Annotated in this window: 12 protein-coding genes; 7 read left to right on the top strand and 5 right to left on the bottom strand. The window is 41.4% G+C overall.

Annotation, left to right across the window (positions count from 1 at the left end):
- Positions 1-400: 400 nt before the first annotated feature.
- From IPH70_00305 to IPH70_00290, 4 genes are all read left to right on the top strand, one after another.
- Complete coding sequence (locus IPH70_00305) at positions 401-3358, top strand: site-specific integrase (protein ID QQR63970.1); 2958 nt, start codon at positions 401-403, stop codon at positions 3356-3358.
- Between the two features lie 19 nt (positions 3359-3377).
- On the top strand, positions 3378-4022 hold the full coding sequence (locus IPH70_00300) for a hypothetical protein (protein ID QQR63969.1): 645 nt from the start codon (positions 3378-3380) through the stop codon (positions 4020-4022).
- Positions 4023-4115: 93 nt separating this feature from the next.
- Positions 4116-5228: a tetratricopeptide repeat protein gene (locus tag IPH70_00295; GenBank protein ID QQR63968.1), complete on the top strand. Its 1113-nt coding sequence runs from the start codon at positions 4116-4118 to the stop codon at positions 5226-5228.
- Between the two features lie 12 nt (positions 5229-5240).
- Positions 5241-6305, top strand: coding sequence for a peptidoglycan DD-metalloendopeptidase family protein (locus IPH70_00290; protein QQR63967.1), 1065 nt, complete (start codon positions 5241-5243; stop codon positions 6303-6305).
- On the opposite strand, the gene IPH70_00285 is transcribed toward IPH70_00290, so the two are convergent.
- From IPH70_00285 to IPH70_00275, 3 genes are read right to left on the bottom strand one after another with little or no spacing between them, the layout of a single operon-like run.
- Positions 6298-7614: a Glu/Leu/Phe/Val dehydrogenase gene (locus IPH70_00285; GenBank protein ID QQR63966.1), complete on the bottom strand. Its 1317-nt coding sequence runs from the start codon at positions 7612-7614 to the stop codon at positions 6298-6300. The two genes, IPH70_00290 and IPH70_00285, sit on opposite strands and share 8 nt — an antisense overlap.
- A gap of 9 nt (positions 7615-7623) precedes the next feature.
- The gene (gene trxB, locus IPH70_00280; GenBank protein ID QQR63965.1) at positions 7624-8622 is read right to left on the bottom strand and encodes a thioredoxin-disulfide reductase; all 999 of its coding nucleotides are present in this window, start codon (positions 8620-8622) and stop codon (positions 7624-7626) included.
- Positions 8623-8633: 11 nt separating this feature from the next.
- The gene (locus IPH70_00275) at positions 8634-8882 is read right to left on the bottom strand and encodes a metal-sensitive transcriptional regulator (protein QQR63964.1); all 249 of its coding nucleotides are present in this window, start codon (positions 8880-8882) and stop codon (positions 8634-8636) included.
- Positions 8883-8973: 91 nt separating this feature from the next.
- On the opposite strand from IPH70_00275, the gene IPH70_00270 reads away from it, so the two are divergent.
- Complete coding sequence (locus tag IPH70_00270) at positions 8974-9438, top strand: GNAT family N-acetyltransferase (protein QQR63963.1); 465 nt, start codon at positions 8974-8976, stop codon at positions 9436-9438.
- A 2-nt stretch (positions 9439-9440) separates the two neighbouring features.
- Here the strand turns inward: IPH70_00270 and rho are convergent, their stop codons facing one another.
- A complete protein-coding gene (gene rho, locus IPH70_00265) occupies positions 9441-10673 on the bottom strand; it encodes a transcription termination factor Rho (protein ID QQR64392.1) in 1233 nt (410 codons plus the stop codon).
- 416 nt (positions 10674-11089) lie between these two features.
- Here rho and IPH70_00260 point away from each other — a divergent pair, with 416 nt between their 5' ends.
- Positions 11090-11701: a hypothetical protein gene (locus IPH70_00260; protein QQR63962.1), complete on the top strand. Its 612-nt coding sequence runs from the start codon at positions 11090-11092 to the stop codon at positions 11699-11701.
- On the top strand, positions 11691-12104 hold the full coding sequence (locus IPH70_00255; protein ID QQR63961.1) for a hypothetical protein: 414 nt from the start codon (positions 11691-11693) through the stop codon (positions 12102-12104). Before IPH70_00260 ends, IPH70_00255 begins: the two co-directional genes overlap by 11 nt.
- On the opposite strand, the gene IPH70_00250 is transcribed toward IPH70_00255, so the two are convergent.
- On the bottom strand, positions 12088-12588 hold the full coding sequence (locus IPH70_00250; protein QQR63960.1) for a dihydrofolate reductase: 501 nt from the start codon (positions 12586-12588) through the stop codon (positions 12088-12090). The two genes, IPH70_00255 and IPH70_00250, sit on opposite strands and share 17 nt — an antisense overlap.
- Positions 12589-12616 lie beyond the last annotated feature (28 nt).

Raw genomic sequence — 12616 nt, 5'->3', positions numbered from 1 at the left:
CAATCTTAGAGCTTTAGTGCTAATCACCGAGAAATAGGTAAGATTAATCAGATTTAGTGATCCAATAACCTCAAATAGAAAGCATATCGTTTGTAATTTAATTAGTGCTAAGAGTTGTTGTGCATCATAGCTACTCTACTCCAATTAATTTATATTCCCCGAATTATCAGTATTTATTAGTTTATATACTATATACTCTATGCGCTATAGGCTGAATGATACACTTATATACTGTTTTCTTCAGTAATAGGTCGCGCGTTAAATACTCTTACTGTAAGCAATTTATTCTATATTCCTTTTTTCAGACGTACTTTCTAGTCGATTCATTCTAACTTAGTCATAACAGTGTATATTTAGTACGCTTGACTTTGTTCTAAATTTTTCCTATTCTAAATTTAGAATGAATAAAGCGTATAATTTGTATAATATCGAGGCTTTATTTCTTGAATATCTCAGTGCGGGAAATAATGGACTGAATGCTACTACGATTAAAAACTACTCTTCAGACTTCAAGCATTTTATAGGATGGATTAGATCTTCTCAGACTGACTCTTCTAAGGACAATCTCGTGCAAGATGCTATTACAGAGCCGGTAATTCTCAAATACATTCACTACCTCAATGATCAGGAGGTTTCTAGTAAAACATTTAGTCGCCGGTTATCTACTCTGAGAAAGTTCATTCAGTTTTGTAGCGACAGTAAATTAAATCTAAGCATTGATAAATCTATAATTAAAAGAGGAATTATTACGAGCGTAAGCGGCTCCGTTCCAGCGGCCATTCCTTCCCGCACTCTACATCAAGCACCTTCTACATCACGACGATTGCCTTTGGACAGAAGATTTTTAAATTCAAGTGGAATGATCATTATCATAATCCTGCTAATGATCTATACTCCCTTAAAATTGACTGAAATCCTTAGATCGACTAGCGGCTCAGCTTCTATATCTTCATCCGTACCACTAAAAACCGGAAGAGTCTTTGCGTTTCAAGGTCGGCTAACAGATAGCCTTGGAAATAACATTACAAATTTAACGTCCATTCAATTTAAACTATATAATTCTCCGAAATCTCCGAATGCTCTCTACCAGACTGGACTCTGCTCCATTACTCCTGATCGTAATGGCTTTTTCTCGGTTTTAATTGGAGGATCCACAATAAGTCCTCCTCCGCAACAGGACATCTGCGGTAAAGAGGTTGGAAGCGGAGTTTTTAGTGAAAACCCAAACGTTTATCTCGGTACTACGATCGCTTCAGATAATGAGATGTCCCCTCGTCAACAGATCGCAAATGTTGGATATGCTACGAACGCTGAATCACTCCAAGGTCGTCCTCTTGGCTCAACAACCTCGTCGGTGCCCTATATATCCTCTGATGGAACCGTAATCTTATCTATAAACTCGCCAATGATCGCCTCAACTTACACGAGCGGGACTTTTTCAATAACGAGCGGGTCTAATCTATCACTGGAGACTGCAAATGACGGAGACATCACTTTGAATGCTACAGGAAGTGGTTCTATCAGGTTAAAAACGGGTGGTTCGAATAAAGAGCGGATTTATATATCCGATGGTGGAAATGTTGGAATCAATACTACATCTCCAACCACTTTTAGACTTGAGGTATCTGGAGATCTTGGTCCCGAGTTTAGTGATTCGTATAACTTAGGTTCATCAACTCGAATATGGAATGATGTGTTTGCCGATAGATTATGCCTTGATGGATCCTCTGATTGCATTACAAGTTCTTTAGGAATATTCTCCGCTCTCGACTTGAGTACAACATCACAACTTAAAATCAAAGGTAATCTCGTTTCGGGAAATTCCGTTACCTCAGGATCGACAACTCTAGATATCGGAGGGACAGGAACATCATACGCTCTGTGTCACAACTCCCAATCGGGAACAGATAACCAAGCCCTCGTAGACTGCGCCTCAACTCCAACAGCTGATTTTGCTGAAATGTACCCGGTTGAAAAGGGAGCGGAGTTTGGCGACGTAATGACTCTTGGGACGAAAGTTGTCAAAACTACCGAGAATGATGAACTTCGCCAGCTAATAAAATCCGACAAACCTCACGATGATCACGTTATCGGTGTAATCTCGAACAACTATAGTGACTTTATAAGCGTTGGCCATAATATAGCCTCGTCTGAAAATCCAATGCCAATAGCCCTGAAAGGTAGAGTTCCGGTAAAAATATCCGATGATTCGGAACAAATAAGCGCTGGAGACTATCTCACCACCTCAACCGAGAAAGGAAAGGCAGTTAAGTCTGTAGGTGATGGAGTCGTTATAGGTAAAGCTCTTGAGTCGTGGGAGAAAGGATCTATTAAAAACAAAATTATGGTCTTTGTGGGACTTGACTACGTTGTCCAGTCTCGAAACCCTCTAGAAATACTAGCGCAAGGTATTAGCACAGCGGTAAAAAATCAATTTGAGACCGTTTTAGCAGAACGTGTTATTTCTCCCGTTGTAGAAACTTCAGAGATAAAACCTGAGCCAGGAAAAGACCTTGCAATTAATCTCACTCCAGAGGACTCAACAGCAAGCAACTCATCAAGCCTATCAAAACTTGTAATTAAAGGGCTTAAAAAAGCCGTTGTGGCTTCTATCGATGCGGAAGGTAATATTAAATCAAATGGCACGGTTCAGGCTGAAAACGGCATCTTTAACAACTCGATATCCGCTGACACGATTAAGAGTAGAACAACGGATAACTTAACCGAAAACCTAAATGAAGTACAGGTAAAACTGTCTAAACTGTCTATGGCGAATCTTACACCAAGCATGTCTGACGCTCTTCCCAGTGAAGTCTTATCTTCAATATCTCATGAGTCCCTCACCTCACATCTGGTAGTTACTGAGCTTGCAGATATTAATGCATTAACCGTTCAGGACAGCATTACCGCGCGGTCTGACACGCTACATCTTATGGCAAACTCCGCCATATCTTTTTTTGATGGATCCATTGCCTTTGCGAGAAATGGAAATATTGTGACAAAGGGTACAATCACGGCTAAGGAACTTGAAATACGTAACCCTTCTGGGGTTATGGTGGGATCAATAAGTGCAACCGGATCGGCAACATTCAACAATCTACAACTTCCAAAAACATCGGGCTCCTCAATTATTCCTGAAGGTGAAAACGAAGTGAGAGTTTATAACACGAATGTTTCCGAAGCTACTCTCGTCTACATAACGCCAGAAACAAATCTAAACTTCGTAGACAAACCGCTTGTTGTGAAGGAGAAACACATCTGTAAAGATGCGGAAGCAGACTGTGTCAATTACTTTACCGTAGCGATGAGCACGAACAATCACCCTGACCTACGATTTAACTGGCTCATTATTAATTAAGAATCTACAATACCAACATATGCATAAATTGAAAACATACATTGTCGGCTTTACCACGTTCTTAATCCCTATTTTTTTCCTTCCAATTACTCACGAGTTTTATGACATAAACAAATTTATGCTCATCTCGATCTCTGCGATCATTCTACTCTCAATATCTACTATGCAGCTTATTCAGAAACGCAAATTTAGTTGGTCAAGAAACGTCGTACTAATGCTTATCCCTATAGGGGTGTTTTTACTTTCTACTTACATTTCAGCACTACTCAGTTCTGATAATAAAATACAACCTCTCCTCGATATTACAAATGGTCCTCTTATGCTCACTTCAATGGCCATTTACTTCTGGTACGTAGCCGAAGAAAATGAGTTTTCAATCGTTGACACGCTTCTCCGACTTAGCGGCATATGCATCTCTTCTATAACAATCGTACTTATGATGCGACCCTTTGACACAGTCGCTCTACCAAGAGTATTTCAGTTTTTAAAAATGAACTCATTTACACCAATCGGAACACAGACAGATCTCCTTATTTACCTCGGATTTATTTTTGTCTACCAATCGGTCTGCCTCATTAAAGAGAAAAAAATAACAGGTCGCTTTAGCATACTTACTTCAATCGGAATCTTACTGTCGCTAGTAGCACTTTCAATCTCGCTATAGAGCACGATTTCAGTCCTTAACTCGAAAAAAATACCAAATACGGCTCCGCTCAATCTTTCGCTCAGAACAGTATCAAAAGCACTAGGAACACCTATGGGATTTTTCTTCGGAGCTGGCATTAATAGTTTTGGTTCGGCGCTCACACAAGCAAAGGATGGCACATACAACTCCACTCCATACTGGTCTCAGTCTGGCTTCGACAACGCATCATCAGCGACTCTAAAGATCATCACTGAATCGGGATTTATTGGTACTTTCGCACTTCTCGGACTCTTCATTTTTGGATTTATTCTCAAGAACAAGACAACTTCACCCTCATTTTTGGTCTATTCAGCGATAATAATTGCAGTTGCACCAGCCTCGTTTATGTTATTTTTTATTCTTTTTTTGAGTTTAGCCCTCTCAATAAACGATTCTGCAAACGGTCATAAAAAAATAACTCACAGACTAAGAGGAGCCTTATTAGCGATTTTGACCGTTTTTACCGTTACCGCTCTTTGTTGTGTTTGGTATGTTTTTTGGGTTCTTTTGGTTCCGACTTATCGAGCAGAGATTGCTATGAGAAACTCAGTGTACGCAATCGCGAGAAACAATCTGCAGGAACTGTATGACCAGCAGCGTCACGCAATCGTGCTTAATCCGTATATAGAAAGGTATAGGGTTAATTTTTCCCAAACAAACATATTTATAGCAAAGCAAGTTGCCTCAAAACCAAATCCAAACAAGATCGTAGTAACCCAAACGGTGCAAAGAGCCATAAATGAAGCTCAGTCAGCCGTTTCTCTTAACTCTAATCGCGCATCTAACTGGGAGAATCTAGGCGTTGTATATAAGAATGTGCTAGGAGTAAAAGGTGCGGAACAGTGGGCAATTGGAGCATTTCAAAGAGCCATTCTACTCGACCCACAAAACGTGTCGTATCGACTCGAACTTGGTGGCATTTTTTACTCTCTAAAACAATATGAAAATGCGATAGAGATATTCCAACAGGCTATACTTCTAAAGCCAGACCTCCCCAATTCCTATTACAACCTCGCGTATGCCTACTATCAAAGCAATGATGTAAAAAAAGCCGTTGAGATTATGGACTCCTTACTCGTTCTGTTAAAGAAACAGTCGTCATCAAACTACGAAAAAGTACTTAAAGAGCGTCAGGATTTCGCCTCTGGTACGCCTCAAAAACAGGCACCTTCTGTGTTACAATAGTAACACTACTCTATGCGACAACTCGTTCAATTCGTGCTATTTTTCAGCGATTATTTAAGATCTCGAACCTTAAATGCAGCTCGCGTAATTGAACGGATTAAAGATGTATTTGTAGCAATTTTAATAGTAAAACGAGGAAAGTATTCGTCATCTTTTCTAAATAGCTCATTTATTCTTCTTGCAGTTGCAGCGCTTGTTGGTGGTCCAATTATTGCTGAAAATAATCCTTTCAGTAATGAACTCGGTGCTAATCAGACCCTACAAAGTTCGGTGGTATCATTCAATCCTTATGAAAGCAATATTGGAACAATTATTTCTGCTAAACCAAGGGACAAGGTAGTAGACTATAGCGTTCTTGGAGGAGATACTCTTAGTACAATAGCTAAAAAATTTGACGTCTCGACCGACACTCTTAAGTGGGCGAACAATCTTAAATCAGACACAATTAAACCCGGTCAGATCGTCAAAGTTCCTCCTGGAACCGGAGTTGTTCATAAGGTTATTTCTGGTGACAATATCTATGCGGTCGCGAAAAAATATAACGTTGATGCTCAGAACATTCTTAACTTTCCTTTCAATGATTTTGCAGACCTAGATACTTTTTCCTTAACCCCCGGTCAAACTCTCTTTATCCCGAATGGGTCAGTTTTGCCTCCGAAACCCGTCGCATCTCCTGGTGGATTCTATAGTGGGCCAATCCAAGCAGGAGCACGAGGGAACTCAAATTTTATCTGGCCAACATCAGGAGGAATTACGCAGTATCCAATCTGGTATCACATGGCTCTCGATATAGCCAATAATGCTCTCCCTCCAGTACTGGCTTCCGATACAGGAACAGTAACCTTTGCTGGGTGTATTACATACGGATATGGATGTCATATTATTATCGATCATGGAAATGGATACCAAACTCTTTATGGTCACCTATCTGTTGTTGGAGTTACTCCAGGTCAGGCAGTTTCTCAGGGACAGCAAATTGGAAATATGGGATCTACGGGTAGATCGTCAGGACCACATCTACATTTTGAAATCCGCTCAGGGGGAGCTCAGCTAAATCCTCTCAACTTTCTTAAGTAAGCATTCGCTCAATAGCGACTTCAAACGCGGCATTTTTTAGTGAAGTTTTCATTTTTTGGGATCGATTCCAGATTGACTCAAAGGCAGCGGTCATAAGGTTAAGCATCTTGGAATTAACATCTTTTTCGGTCCATCTTTGATTCTCCACATTTTGTCGCCATTCCAGATATGAGACGGTCACTCCACCACTATTTGCGAATACATCGGGAATTATCTGTACTCCCTTATTAACTAAATAGTTTTGCGCTTCCTCGGTCACAGGACCATTTGCCATCTCAACTACGATCTTTGCCTTAATTTTGGTCATATTTTCGCCGTTTATTACGTTCTCAAGAGCGGATGGTACCAAAATATCAACTGGTAACTCTAGTAGCTCAGCATTGGAGATTGGCCTACCACCTCTTAGGTCGCAAACACCTCCTACACAGTAACAACCTGACAAGTTTCCTTTTTCTTTCTTACAGCTCATAACCAAAGGAACGTCAAGCGGTTCCATATTTTTATAAATAATTCCACCTTTACTATCAGAGACAGATACAACATTGAATCCCTCCTCTGAAGCTATCTTCGCGAAGTAGTATCCGACATTCCCAAATCCCTGGACGGCGATTGTAGGTTTAGAACTTGAAGTGTGGAACGTAGAACCTAGCTTTGAGAGTAGAGCTTTCAAAGCGATGACTCCACCTCTGCCCGTCGCTTCCGTTCGGCCCAAACTCCCTCCTATCTCTAACGGTTTACCGGTAAAGCTCCCTCTCCACTTTGAAATTTGCTCTTCTCCTATTTCGCCAGCTTCCAACTTTAAACTTTCAGCCTTTAATTTAATGTATTCATCCACCATCCATGACATAATCTGTCCGTTTGTATTGACGTCTGGCGCTGGGATATCTTTTTCTTCACCAATGAACTCAAAAAAAGCACCGACATAGGCTCTAGATAGCTTTTCTAGTTCTTTTTCGGACAGGGTTTTAGGATCTACAATTATCCCCCCCTTACCGCCTCCAAGTGGAATACCAGCTACGGAGCACTTTATACTCATGAGAGTTGCGAGGGCCTGTACTTCCTCTACCGATACCTGTGGATGGAAGCGAATACCTCCTTTATACGGTCCTAGAGTATTATTGTGCTGGACTCTAAATGCCTGAAAGAATTTCTTAGCACCACTGTCAAGTACGATCTCAAGAACAGCCTCATGAATAGAGTCGGGAGCTACTAGTTTTTGAATATGCTCATCGCTAAGATGTAGGATTTTGCCAGTCTCTTTTATGAGATTTTGCGCAGTTTGAAGCATCTGGGCTCCTGCAGTACTCATACGAAGATCTTACTCTAGTTCAAGCCATCTCTCAACATCTAATGCGGCAGCTACACCCATACCAACAGCGGTTGTTGCCTGTCTATAAACGTGGTCTACACAGTCTCCCGCTGCGAATACACCTAGTACGTTGGTGCTCGTGGGACTATGGCCTGCGCTCTCTTGTATTTTTTTCACTTTTTCTGCCGGAACTTTACCGTACATCAAGTGCTCTCTGGCCAACATATCAAAGGTAACGATATAGCCTTTTTCATCAAGCTCGATCTTATCTTTAAAAAGTTCGGTGTCAGGCTTGTGTCCGATGCCTAGAAATAGTCCATCGACAGTAAGATTTTTTAGTTCTTTGGATTCTACACTTTGTAGTTTAAGGCCTTCTACTCTGCTCTCTCCCAAAACCTCCACAACTTGCGTGTTCCAAATAACCTCTATCTTCTCGTGTTTTAGGACTCGCTCTTGCATGATTTTTGAGGCTCGGAACGAGTCTTTTCTATGTATTAAGTAGACTTTAGTAGCGAACTTCGTAAGAGTTAATGCTTCTTCCATTGCAGTGTCGCCACCTCCAACAACGGCCACGACTTTGTTCTTAAAGAAAAATCCATCACAAGTAGCACATGCGGACACTCCTTTTCCTTTCAAACGCTGTTCAGATTCAAGATTTAGCCAAAGAGCTTTTGCTCCAGTAGCGATAATTACGCTTTTTGCGCTTACTTCACGGTCTATGCTTTTTACCTTAAACGGAGCCTTGGCAAAGTCTATACTCGTAACATTTTCATCGAAAATCTTCACTCCAAACTTTTCAACATGCGAACGCATCTTGCTAATCAGCTCTGGACCAAGAATAGACTCGAATCCTAACCAGTTCTCCACCTCACTCGTTAGCGTAAGCTGACCACCCGGAGGGGAACCTGCAAACACGACCGGCTTAAGATTAGCTCTTGAAGTATAGAGAGCTGCGGCAAGTCCAGCAGGACCACCACCAATGATTACAACGTTTTGAATTTCTGACATAGAGCTATATATTACATTGAAAGAACTCGATCAACAACTCGTTCGATTTTTTGCGTACTCTCTTTCGGCAGTGACTTGCAGATGTCCGCCACTACCAACTCCTTGGAAATTCCATCAATCGCTTTCTTTACGGCGGATACCTGCTGAAGAATTTCATGACAGTCTCTTTCAGTTTCCATCATTCTTTGTATTCCTTTAAGTTGTCCGATTATTCGATTAATTCTTTGGGTAGTCATAGGGGGTATAGGTATATACTCCATACTACTATAGAGTATATACTCTGTCAACTTTTCTCAAATATCAACCCGCAACTTATGCACATATCATTCACATCTCCCATATAATATGGTTATGAATATTCGCCTCGCTGAAGCGCGGGATACAAATCAGGTTTTAGCCCTTCTTGACGAGCTGTTAGCCGAGGTCAACAAGAAGCGAGTGAATCCGGTGCAACCTACAGAGGAACAAGAGAAGCGTGAGAAAATATTTAATGACCTCTTAGGGCGATCTGACGTTAGGGTCTTTGTCGCAGAAGAAGACTCACACCTACTCGGAGTAGCCGATCTTTTTATTCTGCCCATTATGCGAAGGGGCTATTTTGCGGGACATCTTGAAGACTTGGTTATAACTGAGCGCTCTCGAGGCCAGGGGGTAGGCACAGCCTTACTAAAAGCCGTCAAAGATTACTGTAGAAAAAACCAGATAAAAGTAATGAAGCTTACGAGTGGATTTGAACTTGCGGCTGCCCACAAATTTTACGAGAAACAAGGCGGAGTCCACACCGAAAAGATGTTTCGATTCAACCTAACTGACTAGCTTTACGCTCCAGCGCTTAAAGAGTCTAGGAACTCTGCGTTATTCTTCGTTTTCGACAGCTTATCGATCATGAGCGTTACTCGCTCTTCGCCGTCTAGAAGACCCAACATACGATGAAGAGTCGTTATCTTCTTCATAAACTTCTCGTCAAGAAGCAACTCTTCGTGTCGCGTTCCAGATCTTTCGATATTTACAGCTGGGAAAATTCTTCGCTCAGCAAGTTTACGATCAAGATGGATCTCCATATTTCCGGTTCCCTTGAACTCTTCGTAAATAAGGTTATCCATTCGTGATTCAGTCTCGATAAGAGCTGTTCCGATTATGGTTAAGCTTCCACCTTCTTCACAGTTACGAGCTGCTCCCAAAAACTTTTTGGCTGGGAAAAGTGCTGACGGATCAATTCCGCCGGACATGCTTCTTCCCGTTCCTTGAACAGAAAGATTGAATGCTCGTGCTAGGCGCGTGATTGAGTCAAGAAGTACGATCACATCCTTACCCATCTCAACGAGCCTTCTTGCTCGTTCAAGCGCCAAATTTGCTACCTTTACCTGTTGTCGGGGAGACTCGTCAAAATTAGATGCTGCCACCTCTCCCTTAATGAACCTTTTGATTTCGGTAACTTCCTCAGGTCTTTCACCAATAAGAATGGCCATCAAATGAGCTTCTGGATGATTGACGCTAATTGCCTGTGCAATCTCCTTAAGGAAAGTTGTCTTTCCCGCTTTTGGTTGAGAAACAATGAGAGCTCTTTGACCGAATCCAATTGGAGCAATTAGATCAATTATTCTTGTAGATAATACCTCTTTAGTCGTCTCCAACTTAATCTGCCTATTAGGATGTAGCGAGGTGAGCTGCTCGAAGTCTTTACGAGTTCGACTTTCTTCCTCAGTAATCTCCACTCCATTTATCTTTTTAATAAGAAGTAGACTGTGAAATCGCTCGCCTTCCTTAGGAGGTCGTGCGAGTCCCTCAACCATGTCTCCTCTTCGAAGCCAGAAGCGTCGAATTTGAGATGTTGAAACGTAGATGTCCTTGTTTGGGTTGATGGTGTAGTCCTGTCGAAGGAATCCATACCCACCTACAGTCACATCAAGCACGCCGGTTGCGGTGTAGCTCAATTTCAGATCTTCTTTTAGTCTGTTGTCTGATTTCTGTGGTCTATCTGCCTGTCTATGTTCCTGTTCTGCTTCTGCAGGGGCGATTGTTTTTTCTTCATAATCGTTACCCTCGAGCATGGTGCTGACGTCAAGAACGTCATCTTTCTTATCTAGCATATTTATACTGTAGAAAAATTTATATAGTCGCTAATCAACGGATTAACGCATTAACGAATTAGAAATAACCCGTTAGTTCGTGAACTCGTTGGGTGAATAGACATTTAGTAATTAAGGTAAGATACAAAATGATCCTCTCCAATAAGTAGAAACGTAAAACTTTTCCTTTGCAAAGGAACGGGAAGACATGCTTTCGATCGAAATCGAAAGACCGATGCCCCATTTCCGCAACTTTCGTCGGGATTACCCTATAGATTTGATAGCGTAAAGAAAAAGTTTTTAAATTGCTAATCTCATCAGGAGGATCAGAAAGTAGTATACAGTCGCATTTTTGGGATGTCAATTGTATTTTGGACCGATACAGCTATAATATTTGAATGAGTCCAGACAGATCGGGAGAGGCATCCTTTGGTAGAGTTTTGCCTAAGGTAAATCCGTTTCACGAACTTCCAAATGATCAACGCCTTCGAACAGCTGCTGAAGTTGGCCAGCTATACACAGACTTTTACCAAGCACCACCGAAAACCAATATTGCTCCACATGCTTTAACCGAAAGATGGTTTTCTTTGTTAAACGATAGTTCGATCTCTCAGAAGGCGCGCGTTGGAGTTGCACAACTTCATGAGATCTTAGAGGCATTTCATCGATCTAAGTTGAAACCGGTGGCGACCGAGTCGCCAAACTCAACATTAGAAGTTTCTACCCCCTCACCTACAAGAGATTTTTTACTTGATGTTTTTCATCTTGATCCTCGCATTACATCGTCCGACCTAGATGAACGTCTATCGCAAATTTATCTAAACTTAACTTTAGATCTGTTTGGTGATTCGGCATTAGGGAATACTCAAAAGCGTGGACCGGACGTAAATAGAATGAAACGCATTGAACTATTCTTCACTCACGAACCTATCGATAAGGCAGTGGAATTTTTCATGATTGAGCCGTCGCTTCTACCATCAGTTCCCACCAACCATAAAGATGAAAAATAGAGCACCACTAGCACTCTTATTCGGCCTTACTGCAGTGCTCGTCTTTATCGTCGGAGTACGTTACGGGCAGCATGTAGAAAGTACTAATAAACAGAATGCCTATAATTTCAGCCTTACGCCACTACCCCAACCAACAACTCAGCCCAAGCAGGTCAAATACAGCATGTTCACACATAAACTGTGTAAAATATCTTTCGTTATTCCGGATACGCTCAAAAAAATTAAGGAGTCTAGCGTATCGGCGATCTTCGAGGAGAATTCAAACACGGTTCTATCATTTACCTGTGACAAGAATGGATCTGGAAGCGCTAAGTTAAATCCTTATACGGGAAAACAAACATTCTTCACAGTAGACAAGTCTCTACAGACTCTTATCGACAATACGCTCACCTTTCTAAAGTAAGGTAGTAATACTTGAGTCCATTATCATCCATTTCTTCGCTCTTTTCGACTACCGTCTTGAACTCAGAGTAATCAGGAAAGAATGCGTCAGCCTGTGGATCGTCCTGTACTACAGTTAAATAAAGTCTATGTATGCGTGGTAACGCTAGTTGATACATCTGCGCTCCTCCAAAAACAAAAACCTCCTCTGGGCCAGGAGATTTTTGGGCCATCTCTAATGCTTCCGGAAATGAATTAACCACAACAAATCCATCTTTTTTTAGATCTTTGTCTCGCGTAACAACAATGTTTGTCCTTCCAGAGAGGGCTTTTCCTGCTGTCGCAACAATATGTTCCATGGTCTTTCTACCCATGATGATCGGGTGACCCATGGTCAATTCTCGCACTCTTTTCAGATCGCTAGAGATGCGCCAAAGAAGCTCATTATCCTTTCCTAGAGCCCTAGACTTCTCAGCGATAGCGGCAATTGCACTTATTCTTGTCATAGTTTGAATTTTGAAGTTTTTATTTTGT

The organism is Candidatus Roizmanbacteria bacterium, from assembly GCA_016699265.1.
In the GTDB taxonomy this organism is placed as follows: domain Bacteria; phylum Patescibacteriota; class Microgenomatia; order UBA1406; family GWC2-37-13; genus CAZLQR01.
The sequence above is the reverse complement of the archived record's forward strand: the minus strand, read 5'-3'. Positions and strand labels throughout refer to the sequence as shown.